Below are 20,579 nucleotides of genomic sequence, written 5' to 3'. Positions count from 1 at the left end.
AAACATGAAAATTGATGGAAATTCATGTTCATTTTCAAAAATGTAGTACAGTATCGCGGAAGAATTGAAACTGTATTATAAAAGAATCTGCTATTTTTCGCAATTTGTCTTTGTGTAACCGGTTTCTGTATGGTATACTACTATTGTAAGTGCAACAGATATAGTTGCTAGAAAGACAATAGAGGAAAATAAAAATGGTTGTTAAAACAGTCGTTGAAGCACAAGATATTTTTGACAAAGCCTGGGAAGGCTTCAAAGGTGAAGATTGGAAAGAAAAAGCAAGCGTTTCTCGCTTCGTTCAAGCTAACTACACACCATACGATGGAGATGAAAGCTTCCTAGCTGGTCCAACTGAACGTTCTCTTCACATCAAGAAGATTGTTGAAGAAACAAAAGCTCATTACGAAGAAACTCGTTTCCCATACGATAACCGTCCAACATCTATCGCTGATATTGCAGCTGGATATATCGACAAAGAAAACGAAGTGATCTTCGGTATCCAAAATGATGAATTGTTCAAATTGAACTTTATGCCTCGTGGTGGTATCCGTATGGCGGAAACTACTTTGAAAGAAAATGGATACGAACCAGATCCAGCAGTTCATGAAATCTTCACAAAATACGTTACAACTGTAAACGACGGTATCTTCCGCGCTTACACTTCTAACATCCGTCGCGCTCGTCACGCTCACACTGTAACTGGTCTTCCAGACGCTTACTCTCGTGGACGTATCATCGGGGTTTATGCACGTCTTGCTCTTTACGGTGCCGACTACTTGATGGCTGAAAAAGCAAACGACTGGAACTCTATTACTGAAATCGATGAAGAATCAATCCGTCTTCGTGAAGAAGTAAACCTTCAATACCAAGCACTTCAAGAAGTTGTTAAATTGGGTGACCTTTATGGTGTAGACGTACGTCGTCCTGCCTTCGATACAAAAGAAGCGATCCAATGGACAAACATCGCCTTCATGGCTGTCTGCCGTGTGATCAACGGTGCTGCTACTTCTCTTGGACGTGTGCCAATCGTTTTGGATATCTACGCTGAACGTGACTTGGCTCGTGGTACTTACACTGAATCAGAAATCCAAGAATTCGTTGACGATTTCGTTATGAAATTGCGTACTGTTAAATTTGCTCGTACAAAAGCTTACGACGAATTGTACTCAGGTGACCCAACCTTCATCACAACATCAATGGCTGGTATGGGTAACGACGGTCGTCACCGCGTTACGAAGATGGACTACCGTTTCTTGAACACTTTGGACAACATCGGTAACTCTCCAGAACCAAACTTGACAGTTCTTTGGACTGACAAATTGCCATACAACTTCCGTCGCTACTGTATGCACATGAGCCATAAACACTCTTCTATCCAATACGAAGGTGTAACAACAATGGCGAAAGACGGATACGGTGAAATGAGCTGTATCTCATGTTGTGTATCTCCACTTGACCCAGAAAACGAAGAACAACGCCACAACATCCAATACTTCGGTGCTCGTGTTAACGTTCTTAAAGCTCTTCTTACTGGTTTGAACGGTGGTTACGACGATGTTCATAAAGACTATAAAGTATTTGACATCGATCCAATCCGTGACGAAGTTCTTGAATTCGAATCTGTTAAAGCAAACTTCGAAAAATCTCTTGACTGGTTGACAGACACTTACGTAGATGCTTTGAACATCATCCACTACATGACTGATAAGTACAACTACGAAGCTGTTCAAATGGCCTTCTTGCCAACTCACCAACGCGCTAACATGGGATTCGGTATCTGTGGATTCGCTAACACTGTTGATACTTTGTCAGCAATCAAATACGCTACTGTTAAACCAATCCGTGACGAAGATGGCTACATCTACGATTACGAAACAATCGGTGAATACCCACGTTGGGGTGAAGATGACCCACGTTCTAACGAATTGGCAGAATGGTTGATCGAAGCTTACACTACTCGTCTTCGCAGCCACAAACTTTACAAGAACGCTGAAGCAACTGTTTCACTTCTTACCATCACTTCTAACGTTGCTTACTCTAAACAAACTGGTAACTCACCAGTCCACAAAGGGGTATACCTCAACGAAGATGGTTCTGTGAACTTGTCTAAATTGGAATTCTTCTCACCAGGTGCTAACCCATCTAACAAAGCTAAAGGTGGATGGTTGCAAAACTTGAACTCACTTGCTAGCCTTGACTTTGGTTACGCAGCTGATGGTATCTCACTCACTACTCAAGTATCACCACGTGCTCTTGGTAAAACTCGTGACGAACAAGTTGATAACTTGGTAACCATCCTTGATGGATACTTCGAAAACGGTGGACAACACTGTAACTTGAACGTTATGGACTTGAACGATGTTTACGAAAAGATCATGTCAGGTGAAGACGTTATCGTTCGTATCTCTGGATACTGTGTAAACACTAAATACCTCACTCCAGAACAAAAAACTGAATTGACACAACGTGTCTTCCACGAAGTTCTTTCAATGGATGATGCCTTGAACTAAGATTCAAATAGGTCTTAAAAACCAGTCGGAAACGGCTGGTTTTTTCATCCCCATCGCAAGAGTATTCTGAATTTTGAAAGAGTTTAAGAGCCTACTATATAGAGTTTGACAGCGTTTTCTCCAAGTGTTATAGTAGAGCTGTAAATAATATAGAAGGGGTGATCCTATGTTTTTAACATTTATTTTCGCTATTATTTGGCTCTTTATCCTGATTGCACTGATCTTTTTAGCAACCCTTCTCGTCCAGGACAGCACCGTGCAGCACCACCACCCGAGTTAGCGAATGATAAGCCTAAACAATAGCTATTCTAAACGAATTCAGAAAGGATAAGAAACAAACTAGAATTGTCAGATTTTAGTTCTGTCTCTCGTCCTTTTTTGCTATAATAGAAACAGATTATTTAGTAAGAAGGAAATTATGGAAGAGTCAAAACAGATCAACCAAGTGATCGACGTCCTGATGTTAGCTGGAACCCTCCTGATAGAGAGCGGTTCTGAGATTCACCGGGTCGAAGATACCATGATCCGGATCGCCCATTCACAGGGAATCGTCGATTGTAATGTTTTAGCGATGCCAGTCGCTATTTTCTTTTCAATTGAGAATGCCAATGTCACGCGCATGAAACGGATCTTGCGGACTAATTATAATATTGAAAAGGTCTGTGATGTCAATCAGATCTCTCGTCAACTCGTCTCTGGAGAGATCGATCTCGAGCAAGCCTACCAAGCCCTGAGCGAGTTGAAAATGAAGCGCGTTCCTTATACCAATCTCCAGTTGACCATTGCGGCAACCCTCAGTGCTCCTTTCTTCTCCATCATGTTTGGAGGAAATTTCTATGATGCGATTGGAGCAGGTATTGCGACTGTCTTTGCCTTTGCTTTTTCTCTTGTCGTTGAGAAATACGTTCGCATTCCTTTTGCCACTGCCTTTGCGGCCGCCTTTGTCTTTGGCTTTTTGGCCCATATCTGGACGCGCTATAGTGGTTTTCCTTCCAATACCGATCTCATTATCGCAGGCTGTGTCATGCCCTTCGTTCCTGGAATCGCTATGACTAATGCCGTCCGAGATCTGATGAATTACCACCTCAACTCTGGGATGAGCAAACTCTTTGAGACTCTTCTCATTACTCTTGCACTTGGTGCCGGTACAACGGTCGCCCTCGTCCTTATGAAATAAAATGATGAACCTAACTGAATTTTTAATCCAAGCGGTGGCCAGTTTGATTGCCATCATCACCTTTTTAATCGTCCTCAATGTGCAGCGCTCCATGTTGATTCCTGGAGGAATCCTAGGCATGGGCATCTGGCTACTTTACTATATCCTGAAAGGGCCTACCAATGTCATCGTTGCAACCTTTATTGCAGCCATTGTCGGCTCCTGTATCAGTCAGATTTTAAGTATCATTCTCAAGACGCCTGTTGTGGTCTTTATGTTGTCCATTCTCGCACCCTTGGTTCCTGGATATATTTCCTATCGGACTACTTCCTTCTTTGTCAGTGGCCAATATCGCCAAGCAGTGACCAGCGTGACCCTGGTGGTTATTCTGGCCTTGGTGATCTCCATCGGGATGGCTAGCGGCTCCGTTGTCTTGAAACTCTACCATTCTTACCAACGCCATCAAAAAAGAAAAATGACCAATGCCAACTAGCATTTGTCATGTTGGTGACAAAGTCTTCTTAAAACTTTCCTTAGGTGAGCACGGACGTCAGCGAACTTCGTAGAAGTTCCATGACTTAGTTTTGGACCTAAGGTTCCAAAACTCCCGAGTGCTAGAAACAATCGTGTTTCTAGCACTTTTCTCACGGCGGAAAGTTTTTGTATTTTCTTGATTCATTTTAACAATTGGAACTCATTTTTATTTTTTGAAGAAAACTAAAAGTTTATGTACAATTGACTAAACTAAAGCTAAACCATTGATACAACTGAATTAGAAGCATAAAGTACATTCTTTAAAAAGTGTACTTTATTTTTGTTTTGTAAATTATTCTGAAACTACTTTCACATATTAAAAATTGAATCTAAATTGCTGTAGGCCTATAATAAAGATAGGGATAAAAAGAAATCTTCCTAGAAAGGAGTATACTGTATCATATGTGACAGTATTATTAATAAATCATGAAAAAAATAATTACTATAGTACAGTGCATTTTGTTCCCCGTGTCTCCTTACATTGCTAGAGAACTGTGCTTGATGAGTAAAAATCTAGTCGATAATATGTTCCTTACATTCTTTATCATGCTAACAATTTCTTTTTGGCTTTGTATTTGGAAGTTAGGAGATCTTGTGGGAAATCCAAAATAGAAAGTAAAAAGTTGTGCTAGAGATGAGATTTTTATTTATTTTAATTATTAATACACCTTATTTCTTTTATTTAAAATGGAAGGATAAGCCTAAACAAAAAAATAAGTCCTTTTGTTATCTTTATAAGTTTTACATGATTTACTTGTGGTTTATCCTCATAATTTGCATAATGGCTATCGGTATTTTATCCCTTGGAGTAGTAGCTGGTATGGGAAGAAAACTTCCGTTTGGTTTCTTTGTTTTATCTGTTTTATTTGTAGTTCTATTTAGTTTCTATATTTTTAGTATTCTAAAAGAGATAAAGGAATTAAAGCAAATAAAAGGTAAGTAAATATTAACTAAGAGAACTAGCTAACTAGCTTAAGTAAAACATAACACGGCCATGATTCATGAGCCGTGTTTTTGTATGAATGTACAATTGAAAAATTTTTAATTTTCACTTAAATAAAGTACATAATTGACAATGATTAGCACAAAACATTTTTTGGTTATCAAGAAACGAAAGTAGTATGCCATCTTTTTACGAAAAAGCCTATTTTCTTCAAAAAATAACTTTCCGAAAATTTTTCTTTTCCCGAAAGATGTTGAATGAACTAAAAAACAGCCTAAACCGTTGGGGCTGTATGGAATTTTAGCGATAGATTGTCCGCCCTCTAAACTTAAATCAGCTCAGAATGGCTATCTCAGCATGATTTTTTAACATTTTATGCAAAAAAATAACTATTCGGTATCAAAATTTCGAGAATTTTACCGAATAGTTAAAAAAAGAGCAGAATAGAATTTTTTTATCGTATCTAATTTATAGAGTTTGTTGGGATTGTTGCTGAGTTTTTTGTTTATCATTCGAACTTTATTATTATATCATAAAAATGATTAGAAAAATAGACTTGAATTATTTTGAAATTGGTATATGATGAAGGTATAAAAACTATTAAAATAGCCTGATAGAAAGGGGGATAAAAGAATTAATCAGGCTATATAAAATTGGTGATTGGTATTTAATGTTGTAAAACAAGAAAGGGTAGGGTAAAAAATGCAAATACATAAAAAAATTTTTATAGTGGCGTTGGTTTTATCTATTTGTATCTCACTATATTTTCTTATCAATCCGTCTAATATCTTCACCTTTCCGATCCGTGTGCATTCATTTGATGACACATTTAAATATTACATGTTTGTGAAGATTGGAATTGTATTATTATTTATCAAATTCTTACTGGATATATGCTTAGAGTATATCAAGAATTGGTTTAAAAAGTTTTGATATATCTTCACACAAAAAATTTAACATGTAAATAGCCACTGCACCCATAAAATGAGACATAAGAAAACACCCCTGTTGAGATCTGATAAGCTAGAAACAGGGATGTTTTTTTATAGTCAAAAAAGCATATTCATATGTAAAAATTGCAATAATAGACAAGATAAAAATAATTATTTTTTTACTTTGTCAAATATCGAAGTGTGAATAAGTAGATATATAAAAAATGTTGGAATCGAGAGTAATATGCCTAGCAATGAAATTTTACTACCTGTGTATTGATATAATAATGCATTACTAATAAAAAAAGCTAACCCCCCTAATATTATTAAATATATTATAGTTTTAAAAATTTTTTTCATAACAAAAACCTCCTTATACTTGGATACGCTTTCAATTTATTATATAATAAAACTGTATAATAAATCAAATTGGAGGTACATGTAGTAGTTCTCCTTTATTTTTTGTATGATTATATCAGAATGTTTTTAAAAAATGAAAGGGTTTTCTATGGGAAATGATGTGTTTTTTGATTATTTTTTAAGATCACTTAGGTTTCATTTACGTGATAGGTGTAAGGATATTGGATTTATAAAGTTTTTTAAAGATGAAAATAATTGTTTTATTACTATAGAGGATTATGTTTTGGAATCATTTGTGATATTGTCAAATATTTTGAGTGAAAAGAGGATTGTGTTTTCTTGTGGAATTATTTATAGTAAGGGGGTAGTTACTGGAGTAGAAGTATATATGAGTGTATTAGAGTTAGAAAGATTAAATAAATTGTTTAAAATATAGTTTTGAAGCATATTAAATTTTGTCGGACAATAACGAAGCGGTCCTACTAGTCATTTTGAAAGCTGGATGACTTATCTAAGTTACCCAGCTTTCGAAAAAAGTCCTTGTTGTTCGAGGACTTTTTTATGTATATAAAGTTAAAAAAGATGGGATGTACAAAGCTATTCTCAAAATTTCCACCATTTTTTTATGTTCTAGTAGTAGGGTCTCATTTCTTACTGTCAGGGCTCCGATCAGTTGCAACTGGCTGTTGCTTATCCAATCATGACGAAATATAAAAAAAAGCTTCCAACACTATTCAAGCAATTAAAAGTGGGAAAACTTAATCCGTTTAGAAAGATAAACATTTGCCTTTTTTCGCACTTTTGCATCGTCTAAATTAACTATTAAATAGTGAAAGGGGGTAGTAAATGGATAAAGTGATAAAAATCGTTGGCGTGTCTTAACTCTTTTATCGGTTGGCTTTTCATCTTCTTCTATGAGACTGATCTAGTTTTTAGTGTCACAGTGCCTCAGATATGGACGATAGCCTATGCTATAATATTTATTTAAAGATAATCAACAACAAAATAAACAAGAATAGGGAAAAGTCTTTAGGATCAAAAAACGCATAATATTAGGTTTTGAAGAACCTTGATACTATGCGTTTTATTGTGGGGTGATTTACTTTATTTTCTCCTGAAATTGAGTTTTTACCTAGTATCGTTTTACTTCCGATTAGAGATAACAAATTTATCAATGAATAGTAAGTGATATAATGCAAGTACAAATCCCCAGAAACTACCACGAAGAGAAAATTCTTGATGATTAAGAGGAAGCAAATCACGGTTTCCTATATAGATGCATGTCAAAATCACAAATAGAATCCAAAATAAATCAGTCCATTTATATTTTGAAAAATATTTTTTTAGCATAAGAACACCTTCTTCCTTTACTACATTAGTATTATATGATAAAATGTAAGCGAATACAAATAAAAAGGAGGATTTATCTTATGAATGAAAAAAATCGTACATATTTTATTTGTGCAAGTATTATTATTTCATCTATAATTTTAGGACTCTTTATTTATAACGGAATTTATAACGGATTTGACGTTTTGGGTCAATATATAAACGATGGCCTCAGGGTAATTAATAGTAATTTACCTAATGTTTTTAGGCAGTAATAGTAATAGAATTTAAAAAAAAGACAAGGTGTTTTATCCTTGTCTTTTTCGTTTTACGTTTTAATACTGCTTTTGTTTCAATATCAATAAATGTGTTCTTTTTGGAGTATTCTATAGATTCGAGGTAACATTATCATGGTATAGATCAGGAGAGAAACTCCTCCAAATACGAATATCAGGCCTCCGTTTATGTCCTTTTGAAATAAATAAGTAAATACAATGGTACCTATCGGCATGATAGACGTATTCAGTGTGAACAAAGTACTCATTACTCTTCCTAAATAATTTGTTTCAATACTACTTTGAAGATAGGTCATGACGACAATATTTAGAATAACAAGAGTGAATGCGATAATTCCCATAAATAAACCGCCAACGGAAGAAATAATCACTTGGGTGTTAGTAGTTGTAAATGTAATACCCAAACCAACGATAGCGATGGTTAGAAGAAAAAGTGGAATTCGAATTCTATTAGAGAGAAGTGTGTTATTTTCTTTTTTGTCTGGCAGTAGTGACATAGACACACTGGCTAATAACATTCCAACCGCAGACATAGTTTCTAGGATACCTACTGTTGCATTATCTAATAAAAGTTGCTCTTTGATTACAAATGGTACTCCAATGCTAATGGAAGTATAGAAAAAATTCAGTACAACACTAACAAGAATAATATATTTGACAATCTGATTTTCTTTTAAAAATCGGATAATTTCTTTGAACCCCTGTTGATGCTTTTCATTCTGTTTAATCTTAGCTTCTTGCTCTTCATTTTCATAGAAGAATTTCATGGTAAGTAAGACACCTAAAGAAAGGAGATTTGCAATGATTTCTATAAGAATAAAGCCTGAGAAGCCTAACCAATTATAAAGAATGACTCCAATAGCTGGGGAAAGCATGGTTGCGATAGCAATGGCGGTTTGTGTAACAGAGCTTAATCGTTGAATTTTTTTATCATTTACTAATTCGTGGATAGAGGCTGAATAACAAGTATCATTGATGTTAACTGTAATAGAGTGGAATATGACAAACGGAATTACTAAATATAAGATAGTAGATGAATTCGTTAAAAAATAAAATGCATAAAACAGAAGAAAGATAATAAGTCTAAAAATAAAATTATAAATTAAGATCTTTTTATGACGGTATCGGTCTACTAAATTACCGATTGGAACCAAGAAAATCAAACTAACTAAAGGATAGATGATCATGTTGATTCCAAAACTCATTGCCGATTTTGTTTGGTCCAGTAACATTAATCCTAAAGCAAAATTAAAAGCTTTTCCACTTAAAGAACTAATAAAACTACTAATAAAGTCTTTGATGATTTGTCTATTAGACATTTGATCACTTATTAAATTCTTAATATTAACCCCCTCCATTCGTTTCAACATTGCTTCGATTATCTAATACTATTCAATGAACTTGTGTTGTAAGGTAATTGGAATATTAGATAAGCCATAATTTTTGTTAATTAAGATTTTATCAATTATACTAATAAAAGTATAATAAAAAATGTAAAAAATATTGTATTTATGTTTACTCATTATATTTCTTTCTTGCTTTGACATTATCTAAATTGATAACTTCATACGTACCTCTTCTAAAATAGGATATATTTTACAATCGTTAAAGGATTTCAAAATGGAACAGATTGCTTTATCTTGCTTTTTATAGGCTTTAACTTCATTCTAGATGTTGATACTATTTGTCACAATTCTTGACACCGCTTTCGAACGAGACTATAATAATTTTGAGGGCAAGATGGTTTATCTCTTTTATTTGGGAGGTGTCAGATATGCAAATCTATTTTGTTTATTCTATTTTCTATCTATTATCACGCGTAGTAGCACTTGTAGTTCTAGCTTATCTTATTAAGTTACTCATTGCTCGTTTAAAAAGAAACTAAGTAACATTTTGCCCAAATAGTAGTTATTTGGACTTTTTGCTATACTTTAGCCTAGTGGATTAAATTTATAAAGGTAGTGTTTAGCATCTTCTTGTTTAGTGATTTTATTTTATGAAGGTTGTTTATAGGTAAGGGGGGAAATAGATGGTCTCTAAAATCGATGTAGCTTGGGACTTGTTCCTAGAAGGAAAAACATCAGAAGCTAAAAAGTTGGTTGAACAAGATTTTTCCATTGATACCTGTACAGATTTTAGCCTTTTAAATCTGATGGGGTATTTATTATTGGCAGAAAAAGACTATGCCTCGTGTACCCGTATATTTGAGAAATACATTTTATTAGCTCAACAAAATGAAGATAAAGAACATGAACACATTGGTTTACATCAATTAGCGATGATCTACAGAGATCAAGGTGATTTTCATAAGGCTTTAAAACTCATTGAAAATGAAGAGGAGATAATTGAAGAGCATTTTCCAAATGATAATCTAAAGAAAGCTGTGAATAACTACGAACAAGGCTATTTGAGATTGAAATTAAACAATCTTAATGAAGCTCTTACATTCATGAATCTGTCACTGGAACAATCTTTAGAGACTGATGATGTGATTTCTCATGCTTGTAGCTATAGAGGGTTAGGTGAAATCTATTTAGCCTTGGAAGATAAAGGATTAGCCAACACACATTTCAAACGAGCTATAGAACTTTTCAAAAGTGTTGGAGAGTTTGAAGGGGTAAAGGAAATTGAGGAATTGATTAATCGATGATTTTGCATTTAGTTTTTGTTATTTGTTTGCTTAAATAAAGTACATAATTGACAATGATTAGCTCAAAAAATTTTTTGGTTACTAAAGTAATCGCTTCACTTATCTTAAAATAGTTTTTCTCCATTCAAACTAATGCAAAATAATATTCGTTTTTCAATTTCTCTAAGTGTTATCGCTTGCATTTTTACTTAAAAGGGATACAATGATAGTGAAAAAACAAATCCTTTAAAGTATGCGAGGTGCTGTATGATGATAAGCAAGTATATCAAGTATCTTCCTTGGATGATCCTAGGAACCCTCTCCTCCTATCTATTAGCAACTGATTATGCCCGCAATTCATTTGACTTGTTCTATCTGACCTTGAACTTTACGATTGTGTACATCGCTTTAATCGTCTTCTACGAAAAAGTTCTAAGAGACAAATGCAAAGAACTCTTCATACGAATCATGAGCAACCCTAAAAAAGATAAGCAAGGATAAGAGTTGAAAAGCCATCTGAGGATGGCTTTTTCTTATAGATTTTCTATTTTTTATTTGAAACATTGCAAAATCGGTCCCGAGAATGATTTCCTTGCTGATCTAGCTTTTTCAAGGGAGTTTTACCCTTAAATATGGTAAAATAGTAACGAAATATACTAGTAGATATCAAATAAAAAAGAGGTTAAGAATGACAATTGGGATTGATAAGATTGGTTTTGCGACGAGCCCTTATGTCTTGCGTTTAGAAGATTTGGCTGCTGCTCGTAATACTGATCCCGAAAAACTGAGCAAGGGTCTTCTCTTAAAAGAACAAAGTGTTGCACCGATCACAGAAGACATCGTCACATTGGCTGCTACTGCAGCAGATGATATTTTAACAGACGAAGATAAAGAAGCGATCGACATGGTGATTCTTGCGACAGAATCTGGAATTGACCAGAGTAAGGCTGCTGCCGTGTTTGTCCATGGCTTACTAGATATCCAGCCTTTCGCCCGCTCTTTTGAGATGAAAGAAGCCTGCTATGCTGCGACTGCTGCCTTGGATTATGCTAAACTCCATGTTGAAAAATTCCCTCAGAGTAAGGTTTTGGTCATTGCCAGTGACATTGCGAAATACGGAATTGGAACTCCTGGAGAACCAACACAAGGTGCCGGAGCAGTTGCTATGCTGATCAGCCAAAATCCTCGTATTCTATCTTTTAACGATGACAATGTTGCCCAAACACGCGATGTGATGGATTTTTGGCGTCCAAATTATGCGACAACTCCCTTCGTGAATGGGATTTATTCAACGCAACAATATCTAGATTCTCTGAAAACAACCTGGGCAGAATACCAGAAACGGACTGGCCTTACCTTGACAGACTTTGCAGCCGTCTGCTTCCACTTGCCTTATCCGAAATTAGCTCTCAAGGGCTTGAAAAAAATCCTGGATAAGTCAGTGTCAGAAGAGAAAAAAGATCAATTACAATACAACTTTGATCAATCGATTCTATACAGCCAACGCGTGGGAAATATCTACACTGGATCTCTTTTCCTAGGCTTGCTGTCACTACTGGAAAATGACCCCCAACTTAAAGCTGGAGACCGAATCGCCCTCTTTAGCTATGGAAGTGGAGCGGTTTCTGAGATCTTTAGTGCCAATCTCGTTCCTGGTTTTGAGCAACTCTTAGATCACAAACGCATGGAAAAACTGGACCAACGTACGGTTCTTAGTGTTGCTGACTACGAACGACTCTTTTATGAGGAAGTAGATCTAGATCCTAGTGGCAATCAAGTGTTTGAGCCTGCTACGCATCAAACTTTTGCTTTGACAGAGATCAAGGAACACCAACGCACTTACCAGAAAGTAGAAAAATAATGGCACGATTACCAGGTTTTGCAAAACTTTCTCCCACAGAACGCATAGAGGCCTTACTGAAGGAAGGCCTCTTAACTTGGGATGAAGCACAGATCTTAAAAGAACAAAAGGGACTCCCACTTTCTATTGCAGATCAATTGACGGAAAATGTCTTGTCGACTTTTGACTTGCCCTTTAGCCTCGCTCCTTATTTCCTGATCAATGGTCGTGACTATGTCCTTCCCATGGTCACAGAAGAGCCTTCCGTGGTTGCGGCTGCCAGCTTTGCAGCCAAGCTCATCCAACGTTCGGGTGGCTTCACCACCCAGGTGCACCAGCGGCAAATGATCGGTGAGATCGCTCTGACGGATGTTGAAGACATGGAAGTTGCTAGCAAGCGTATCCTAGAAGACAAGAAAACCCTTCTTCAGCTCGCTAATGAAGCCTATCCTTCGATCGTCAAGCGTGGAGGTGGAGCAAGGGATCTTTGGGTCGAAAACAAGGGGGACTTTCTTATTGTCTACTTGGCTGTCGATCCCAAAGAAGCCATGGGGGCCAATATGCTCAATACCATGTTAGAAGCTCTGACCGATCGTATCCAGGAACTCTCTGGTGGTCAGGCCTTGATGGCAATTTTATCCAACTTGGCTACTCGCTCTTTAGTGAGTGCACGGTGTGCCATCGATTTTAAAGCACTGAGTCGAAATCCTGATGAAGCCATTGAGATTGCCCACCGGATGGAGCTAGCTAGCCAACTGGCTCAAGTGGATCCTTACCGTGCGGCTACTCATAACAAGGGAATTTTTAACGGGATTGATGCCCTGGTCCTTGCGACAGGCAATGACTGGCGGGCCATCGAAGCAGGAGCCCATGCCTATGCTGCACAAAGTGGTTCTTACAAGGGGTTGAGTCACTGGACAAGTCAGCCGGAAGAGAAAAAACTCTATGGAGAGATCACCCTGCCAATGCCGGTTGCAACAAAAGGAGGCTCGATTGGCCTCAACCCAACGGTTCAAGTCAGCCACCGTTTGCTAGGAGAGCCTTCTGCTATTGAATTAGCAGGTATCATCGCTTCGCTCGGTTTGGCGCAGAATTTCGCAGCCCTCAAAGCCCTTGTCACCACAGGGATCCAAGCAGGACATATGAAACTCCAAGCACGCTCTCTAGCCCTTCTAGCAGGAGCTAAGGAAGAGGAAGTTCCCCGATTGGTCTGCCAACTCCTTGAAAACAAACCCTTTAACTTAGAAAAGGCACAAACACTCTTACAAGAATTGAGAAAATAAAAGAACTAAGACCCACGTCTTAGTTCTTTTGTGTTTGAAAAAATTTTCTTATTGTTTAAAAAATGGCAACTCGGGATGTTTCTTGGTATAGAGCACCACTTCGATAAAGGTCCCTACTTGGACGGCAAAGAGCAGTCCGACGAGAAGATTAATCCGATGGTCTGTTTCATAAAACGGAGAGTTCCATAAGAAGTGATTGGCTACTGTTGAGAGAACACACCAGAGCCCAAAGAGTTTTTCCTTTTGCTGGGTCACTTGAGACAACAAGAGGAAGACACCAACGGATACAACAGCTGTATAGAGGGCATGTGAAGCTAATCCACCAGATATCCGGTTAATGGCCTCAGTAACCGCGGCTAATTGGCTGGTTTTCGTTTGGCGGGCAACGTACCCTAAATCCTCAATGATTTGAAAACCAAAGCCAGATCCCAAGCCTGCAATTAGAATCGCTTTTAGATCTTTCTTGCCAACCATCAAGACAACCCAAAAGGCAACCAGAGTCTTAAAGAATTCCTCTGAAAACGGGGCCGTCAAAGCATCGGTCCACTTGTTAAAGACAGTGGCATCCTTGATCACATGGCTATTCATAATATCAATCAAGCTATTGCCTGAAAAGCTCAACCAGCCTGCTACGAAGGCTCCTCCAAACATGGCAATCCATAAGACATAAGTTGGGACAGACAACTGCTTGGCCAATCGTTTTGAAAAGAGATAGAGCGGGATAATAATTGCAGCCAAGACAGACAAGTTTAAGACCAAATCTCTGCCGGCAGACTGGCTAAATTCTTGTTGAGAAAGATGACCGAGTTCAAACTCCAAGCCAATTCCTGCAAACAGTAGAAAAAGATAGATAGAGGCTCTTTGAATTTTAGTCATCTTGTTTTCCTCCCTTTTGTTTCTTTGAGCGAATCAGGTAGATTACAATCGCTAGAAGGGTTGCCCCGAACAAGCCTGCTGCTAAAATGTAATCATAGTCAAATTCAACGAGATCAATCTTCTCTTCATAAGCAGCATCTTCTTCGTCATCTAGATCCTGCAGGGCACTTTTTCCGTGTTCATCTGCCACCTTTTGTTCTGCTTCTTTTCTGATTTCTTGCAAGCGTTCGAAGGTCTTCTCAGCTCTTGCTAAGCTTTCCTCTGTTGCCTTCTTACTAGCTTCTTCAGGCTGAGAAGTAAGAGCGATTTGTTCCTGATCACTCAGATCTTGTTCGACCATCCACTGAGACTCCAATCGTTCCATTTCAGTACGAATCGCCCCATCTTCGAATAAATCTGGATACTTGGCCACAAGGTCATTGATTCTTGAAATGGTCCAATACCAAGAGCGATCATTGTAATGATCCCCTAATTCTTGGTAGGCTTGATAGGTGTTGAGAATATTTCCATAGTAGGGTAGGTATGGAGCATTTCGTGGACTACCCATCGACAGCCACATGGTGCCTCCACCTGCACTCGCTGGGACCTCATCTTTCAGTTGGAAAATATGGGCCTCCATGACATTTGGATTGGAAATAGGGTATTTATAAACCGCATCAAACTCCCCTTTTTTCGGAATGCCTTTTCCATCCAGCTCCATTTGATCCTGTGGTTTATATTTGGTTCCTTCCAAACGATTGCGTTGGAGATTCATGGCATCGCGGAGGGTTAATTTTCGATCGGTTGTATGAAGAAGATCAAAGGACGCATCGTCATATTTAACAGGAGAGCTTGGGTCTAGCGATTTGATTCCCGACCAAACCCGAGAGCGATCTGCTTCTTGCAAAGGCGGATTATAGGATTGAGAAACGTGGAATTTTCCGTCCACTTCCTTATAGCTATTGGCTTCTTTGGCGACTTTTTCAAGATCTTTTGAAGCGATCGTGCGTTCGGTATCCGATAGATCGACATGCCCTAAGAAGAAGGTATTTGGAAAGACCGCAAATCGATCCTCTGGGAAGAGAATTGCCGCATATTGATGGCCAGATAGGATTTCCATATACCAGACACCTTCTTTATCGGCAATGGTCACAATATTTCCTTCTGCAGCGCCTTTTTCTTCGACGATTTTAGCAATGAGTTCAACCCCTTCTCTTGCGGTTTTCACACTTGGGAGAACGATACTGGTCAAGCCCGATTCTGCGAGGCCATCCTTGACATAGGGATCCACCTTTTGGATCTTGTCATTTGCTGAAGCAGATACAGTGGCAGAAATGGAAACCCCATATTCATTGAATCCTGCTTCGTCAAAAATCCCCTGATCAGGGGTGACATCTGGAACCGCTGTATACTTATAGCTAATCTCTGGCAAAGGGTATTGAAAACCGTTGGCAGCATCTTCAAAGATGGCTCCTTTTTTATTGTATACACGCTCTCTGACCACAAAATTTTTATTATGGTTGGGTTCTAAATCTTCGGTACGCCCTACCAAGGTCGAACCGTCGGCAGTCAGTTTCTTCCCGATGATGAACCCTGTACAAGCCTCAACAGGTTGAGCAATCAACAAAAGCGGAAGCAAGGCTGCTACAGCTGATCGAAAATAGTGCTTCTTCATCCTAAACTCCTTTTTAAAAATGTTTTTCCTTATTTAGTATACTCTTTTACAAGCCTATTTTGCAAGCGTTTCCAGCAACCGTAAACGATTCGTAAACTATCAGAATTTTTGAGGGAAACACTTTTTCAAAAAAAGAAGAGGCTGGGACAAAAGTCCTAGCCTCTCAATTATTTTTGGATTGTCGAGCAAGACGCAGTGGTTGAGTGGGCTCTACTACGCTGATTTCATCAGCTTTTACAGCCCTACTCAACTGTGCGGAGGTGGGACGACGAAATCGAATTCTAACGAATTACCGATTTCTGTCCCACTCTCTTTCATTTTCTCTGTTGATTTGCTTGCCATAATTTTCCATAGAGGAGATAGTCGACTTTACGGAGCTCTTTCAGGTTCTGACAACCGAGCGCACATAGGAGCAATCTGAGATCTTCTTTCCAGCCTTGGACAAGGGCGATTGCTTCTTCAATGCTCTTAGTCTCTACCATCTCAAGAAAAACGCGGGAAAGTCCTACGCCACGCGCTCCGAGGACCAAGGCCTTGACCATGTCAAGAGGATGACGGATACCACCACTTGCGAGGATCTCAACCTGATCCATCTGATCCTGTAACTGTAAGAGACACTGCGCAGTTGATTGTCCCCAATCATCCAGATAAGCGCGATTGCCACCACGACGATTCTCAATATAGGCAAAACTAGTGCCACCACGACCAGAAATATCGACGGTTTTGATCCCAGCATCTAGCGCAGCCTGAACTGTTTTGGGATCCATACCAAAGCCGACTTCCTTAAGGACTACAGGCACTGGAAAGCCCTGCCCATAGATCTTGAGATGGTCTTTCCAAGTGTGGAAAATCCGCTCTCCTTCGGGCATGAGCAACTCTTGCATCAGATTCACATGAACTTGAAGAAAGAGAGGGTGTAGCTCTTCCACTGTTCGCAAGCCCAAATCTGGCTCTTTATCGATGCCAATATTGGTCGCTAAAAGAAGATGAGGATGGTCTTTTTGGACCGCATACGATTGATCGCTCGGATCCTTCAGCCCTGCACTGTAAGAGCCAGTCACAAAGAGAATCCCACAGGCTTCGGCTACCGCTGCCAACTTTTGATTGATCTCTTTGGCCCGTTTACTCCCGCCTGTCATGGCATTGATATAAAAAGGGACCTCCCAATCATGCCCTGCGAAATGGGTTGTCAAATCAATCTCCACTAGATCCACAAGGGGGAGGGATCGGTGAATCAGCTCGATCTCATCAAAGCTATTATAGGAGGAGCTTTGCTCCAAGGCATAGCGAATATGCTGGTCTTTTCGATTTTCGCTCACGAATCTCCCATCCTTTCTTGGTAAATGACTTCAATATTCTTTTCCTTCCAGCGCTCTATCAAGGTCTGAGTCTCAACTGGGGCAAAACTAAGGGCGATTCCACAGTCGCCTCCCCCAGCACCACTAGATTTGGCACAGGCAGAAAGACCCTCTGTCGCTTCTTGCAGAACTTTCAGAGCTGGGGTATAGATCAAAGGGTTCAAAGACTTTAGGTTCTGATCGGCACGTTTGATACTGGCCTCAATTTCCTTTTGGTTCCCTTCACGGAGGCCTTTTTCAAGATTCTTCACTGCACTCTGGCTCTCCTTGCGAAAGTCTTCCTTGATCGCTCCCTTGACCTGGCGGATCAAATCACTTGAAATCGCTGGTTCCTTGGTCCAACCAACCAGAAAATCATAAGAGATGGCCGGCTTGATCGAGCAGATCTGGTAGTCCCAATCCAGGTCTAAAACTTGTGAAAGGGGCTGAGAAGTCAAGACTTCATGCAACCAAGTCCGATCAAAGGATTGGTAATAAATCAAGTCCTCGTAGGCAATACAAGCCAAATCGCCCATGGAACCATTGTCCCCTCTTTGCACCAAGACCACTGCTGCTAGTCGAAAGAGCAGGTCTGGATTTAAGTCTAACTCATACAGAGCAGCCATGGCCTTGATCACGAGCAAGACCACACTTCCGCTGGAACCAATCCCATACTTTTTCCCCTCTTCGCCCAGTGTTCCTCTAAGGTGAAGGTCAAAAGGTTTAGGGGCTATTCCCTGATCTTTCAGCCACTCTTCCATGAGCTGAATGGTCTCTTGAATCAAGGCGTAGTCCTTATTTGGGGTCAAATCCACCTGGTAACCAAAGAGATCTGAGGCTAGCTGATAGCTTCTAGATTCTTGGATAGTAGCTGACAGATAAATGGGAATAAACTGAATCACGGCTCCATAGCCAGGTGTTAGCACCGCGTATTCTCCAGCTAGATAGAGCTTGCCTCCAGTCTGTACCTGATACTTAGTCTTCATCTTGAGGGTCCTTTGTCTTAGATACGATGGTCCGATAGCGGGCATCAAATAAAGGCACCAGCTGATCCAAGTCTTCTTCTAAACAGAGAACCTTAACGTTTGGCCCTGCATCCATAGTAAAGTAACAAGCATGGCCTGCTGCGCGAAGCTCACGGACAAAGTCCATGGCTTTGTGGCTTTCTTCTGTCAAGTAGCTAAAGGCTGGAGTGGCTGTTCTAGTCGTCGCATGCATAGCAAGGGCATTGCGCTCTGTCAGCTGACCGACCTGTTCAAAATCATTGCCAGCTAGATAGTCCAGCATGTCCTTGTAATCTTGTCGAGACTCTTCGATCCATTCTTTGAAATTAGTCGAGGTCTCCATGCAACGTTTCATCCCTTCCCGGCTGGAAACGGGTTTTTGCTTGTCATTGAGGACCAGCATGATCATCGCGAGTTTCAGGTCTGTCTTGACCTTATAAATTTCTCCACTTTCTTTGTCCCAGGCTGCTAAGGGACCAAAGAAAGACCGTGAAGAAGAGCCCGAAGCAAACTTGGCTTTTTGAGCTAATTCCTCCTGACTCAAGCCCAAATCATAGTACCGATTACAAGCCTTGACGAGAGCAGAGAGCCCGCTTGAGCTAGAGGACAAACCTGCTGCGGTTGGCATGTTGTTGCTGGTATCCACCCGAACAAATCCTGCTTCATCTGCTGGCTTCAAGCTATCAATCACAGCTCCAATTTTGGCTTGCTCAGCTGGATTTTGGAATTCCCCATCGATGTAAAATTTATGCGCAGTCGCATCTGCTGGCAAGGGAGAGAGACTCGTCTCTGTATACATATTCTCTAAGGTCAACGAAATCGAACTGGTCGAAGGGACCATCTGTTTGGCATCTTCTTTTCCCCAGTATTTGATAATCGCAATATTAGCATAGGACTTAGCCTTTACAGGTTTTCGATCCATGTATGGTGCGCTCCTTCTTTTTCTAATGCATGGGCAATGGTTGCTGCTTCACGAGAATCCTTGACGAGGGCAATCACACAGCCTCCAAGACCGCCTCCGCTCATTTTAGCACCTAAGGCCCCATTTTCAAGGGCAACGGCGACCAGGTGGTCTGCTTTTTCACAGCTGACACCTACGGCTCTCAAGTGCTCATGGCAAGTAGTCAAAGCCTGTCCTAGGTTCGTTAGATCATTCATTTTCAGAGCCTCTTCTACCTGCTGGGTCAACTGACCAATCTCATGGAAATGGGACAAAACTTCCTGCCCCCTGGCTTCAACCTTTTGAATCGCCTCACGGGTATTGCCGTGAATCCCCGTATCTGCAATTACCAAGCTAGCTTTTATACCCAGCTCCAGCGGGTAAAAGCCGACATTCCGTATGAATTTAATGGCTTGATCACTCAAACAAGTCTTGGCATCGAGCCCACTTGGATTCATATGGGCAATGGTTTCTGCTCGATTGACCAGGATTTCCAAGGTCTCATCGTCCAGCTCCTCTTGATAATAGTCAAAGACTGCACGAATAGCTGCGATACTCACCGCTGCAGATGATCCCATCCCCCGTTTTTCCGGCACCATGGACTGAATGCGACAGCGAATCCGGGCCTCGCGAATCCCGAGGTGCTCAAGAGACGCAAAAACTGCCATGGACAAGGTGTCATCTTCAAACAAAATCCATGGACTGTCTGCTGGGACGATCTGGCAGATCACTTCGATATGATGGAGTGGCAAAGCAATAGCCGGATAACCATAAACCACCGCATGCTCTCCAATTAAGATAATTTTACTATGCGCCCTTCCGACGCCTATCTCTTTGTTCATATTCATCTCGCTCTATTAAGGTCATTACTATTTTAATATAAATCAGCCAAAAAAGCGATGCTTTTGAAGGAAATCCAACCTAAGACGGAGTTGAGTTTTATCTGACAGATAGCA

General features: G+C 39.7%; 17 protein-coding genes. 9 read left to right on the top strand and 8 right to left on the bottom strand.

The features are described from left to right. Window positions 1–194: 194 nt before the first annotated feature. From pflB to AC6IZR_RS02045, 4 genes are all read left to right on the top strand, one after another. Window positions 195–2,510 carry a formate C-acetyltransferase gene (gene pflB, locus AC6IZR_RS02060; RefSeq protein ID WP_003005386.1) on the top strand — a complete coding sequence of 772 codons (2,316 nt, stop codon included), beginning with the start codon at window positions 195–197 and terminating at the stop codon, window positions 2,508–2,510. 418 nt (window positions 2,511–2,928) lie between these two features. Continuing rightward, the gene (locus AC6IZR_RS02055; protein ID WP_023919150.1) at window positions 2,929–3,687 is read left to right on the top strand and encodes a threonine/serine exporter family protein; all 759 of its coding nucleotides are present in this window, start codon (window positions 2,929–2,931) and stop codon (window positions 3,685–3,687) included. Between the two features lie 4 nt (window positions 3,688–3,691). After that, entirely contained in the window at window positions 3,692–4,159 is a 468-nt protein-coding gene (locus AC6IZR_RS02050) for a threonine/serine exporter family protein (RefSeq protein ID WP_003005049.1), read from the top strand. Between the two features lie 2,424 nt (window positions 4,160–6,583). Continuing rightward, complete coding sequence (locus tag AC6IZR_RS02045) at window positions 6,584–6,871, top strand: hypothetical protein (protein WP_368397669.1); 288 nt, start codon at window positions 6,584–6,586, stop codon at window positions 6,869–6,871. Window positions 6,872–7,578: 707 nt separating this feature from the next. On the opposite strand, the gene AC6IZR_RS02040 is transcribed toward AC6IZR_RS02045, so the two are convergent. Next, window positions 7,579–7,785, bottom strand: a complete 207-nt coding sequence (locus AC6IZR_RS02040; protein WP_037608378.1) for a hypothetical protein — start codon at window positions 7,783–7,785, stop codon at window positions 7,579–7,581. An 80-nt stretch (window positions 7,786–7,865) separates the two neighbouring features. Here AC6IZR_RS02040 and AC6IZR_RS02035 point away from each other — a divergent pair, with 80 nt between their 5' ends. Beyond that, window positions 7,866–8,039: a hypothetical protein gene (locus tag AC6IZR_RS02035; RefSeq protein WP_173018706.1), complete on the top strand. Its 174-nt coding sequence runs from the start codon at window positions 7,866–7,868 to the stop codon at window positions 8,037–8,039. Window positions 8,040–8,122: 83 nt separating this feature from the next. On the opposite strand, the gene AC6IZR_RS02030 is transcribed toward AC6IZR_RS02035, so the two are convergent. Further along, entirely contained in the window at window positions 8,123–9,379 is a 1,257-nt protein-coding gene (locus tag AC6IZR_RS02030) for an MFS transporter (protein ID WP_497848680.1), read from the bottom strand. 710 nt (window positions 9,380–10,089) lie between these two features. Here AC6IZR_RS02030 and AC6IZR_RS02025 point away from each other — a divergent pair. The 4 genes from AC6IZR_RS02025 (at window position 10,090) to AC6IZR_RS02010 (ending at window position 13,812) form a co-directional block, all read left to right on the top strand. Then, complete coding sequence (locus AC6IZR_RS02025; RefSeq protein WP_490679182.1) at window positions 10,090–10,710, top strand: tetratricopeptide repeat protein; 621 nt, start codon at window positions 10,090–10,092, stop codon at window positions 10,708–10,710. 249 nt (window positions 10,711–10,959) lie between these two features. Next, a complete protein-coding gene (locus AC6IZR_RS02020; protein WP_045759877.1) occupies window positions 10,960–11,190 on the top strand; it encodes a hypothetical protein in 231 nt (76 codons plus the stop codon). A 187-nt stretch (window positions 11,191–11,377) separates the two neighbouring features. Then, the gene (locus tag AC6IZR_RS02015) at window positions 11,378–12,550 is read left to right on the top strand and encodes a hydroxymethylglutaryl-CoA synthase (RefSeq protein WP_497848679.1); all 1,173 of its coding nucleotides are present in this window, start codon (window positions 11,378–11,380) and stop codon (window positions 12,548–12,550) included. After that, window positions 12,550–13,812: a hydroxymethylglutaryl-CoA reductase, degradative gene (locus AC6IZR_RS02010; protein WP_497848678.1), complete on the top strand. Its 1,263-nt coding sequence runs from the start codon at window positions 12,550–12,552 to the stop codon at window positions 13,810–13,812. The genes AC6IZR_RS02015 and AC6IZR_RS02010 overlap by 1 nt, the downstream gene beginning before the upstream one ends. 48 nt (window positions 13,813–13,860) lie before the next feature. Here the strand turns inward: AC6IZR_RS02010 and AC6IZR_RS02005 are convergent, their stop codons facing one another. The 6 genes from AC6IZR_RS02005 to mvk all read right to left on the bottom strand — a co-directional run bounded on the left by AC6IZR_RS02005 (window position 13,861) and on the right by mvk (window position 20,465). Next, the gene (locus tag AC6IZR_RS02005) at window positions 13,861–14,688 is read right to left on the bottom strand and encodes a PrsW family glutamic-type intramembrane protease (protein ID WP_497848677.1); all 828 of its coding nucleotides are present in this window, start codon (window positions 14,686–14,688) and stop codon (window positions 13,861–13,863) included. Further along, the gene (locus tag AC6IZR_RS02000) at window positions 14,681–16,342 is read right to left on the bottom strand and encodes a C69 family dipeptidase (RefSeq protein ID WP_497848676.1); all 1,662 of its coding nucleotides are present in this window, start codon (window positions 16,340–16,342) and stop codon (window positions 14,681–14,683) included. The genes AC6IZR_RS02005 and AC6IZR_RS02000 overlap by 8 nt, the downstream gene beginning before the upstream one ends. 314 nt (window positions 16,343–16,656) lie before the next feature. After that, entirely contained in the window at window positions 16,657–17,661 is a 1,005-nt protein-coding gene (fni, locus tag AC6IZR_RS01995; RefSeq protein WP_497848675.1) for a type 2 isopentenyl-diphosphate Delta-isomerase, read from the bottom strand. Further along, window positions 17,658–18,665, bottom strand: coding sequence for a phosphomevalonate kinase (locus AC6IZR_RS01990; protein WP_497848674.1), 1,008 nt, complete (start codon window positions 18,663–18,665; stop codon window positions 17,658–17,660). Before AC6IZR_RS01990 ends, fni begins: the two co-directional genes overlap by 4 nt. After that, on the bottom strand, window positions 18,655–19,605 hold the full coding sequence (gene mvaD, locus AC6IZR_RS01985) for a diphosphomevalonate decarboxylase (RefSeq protein WP_497848673.1): 951 nt from the start codon (window positions 19,603–19,605) through the stop codon (window positions 18,655–18,657). Before mvaD ends, AC6IZR_RS01990 begins: the two co-directional genes overlap by 11 nt. Further along, entirely contained in the window at window positions 19,587–20,465 is an 879-nt protein-coding gene (gene mvk, locus AC6IZR_RS01980) for a mevalonate kinase (protein WP_070587397.1), read from the bottom strand. Before mvk ends, mvaD begins: the two co-directional genes overlap by 19 nt. Between the last annotated feature and the right edge of the window lie 114 nt (window positions 20,466–20,579).

The organism is Streptococcus mobilis (assembly GCF_059727625.1).
Note: the sequence above shows the minus strand (reverse complement) of the source record. Positions and strands in the feature narration are given on the sequence as shown.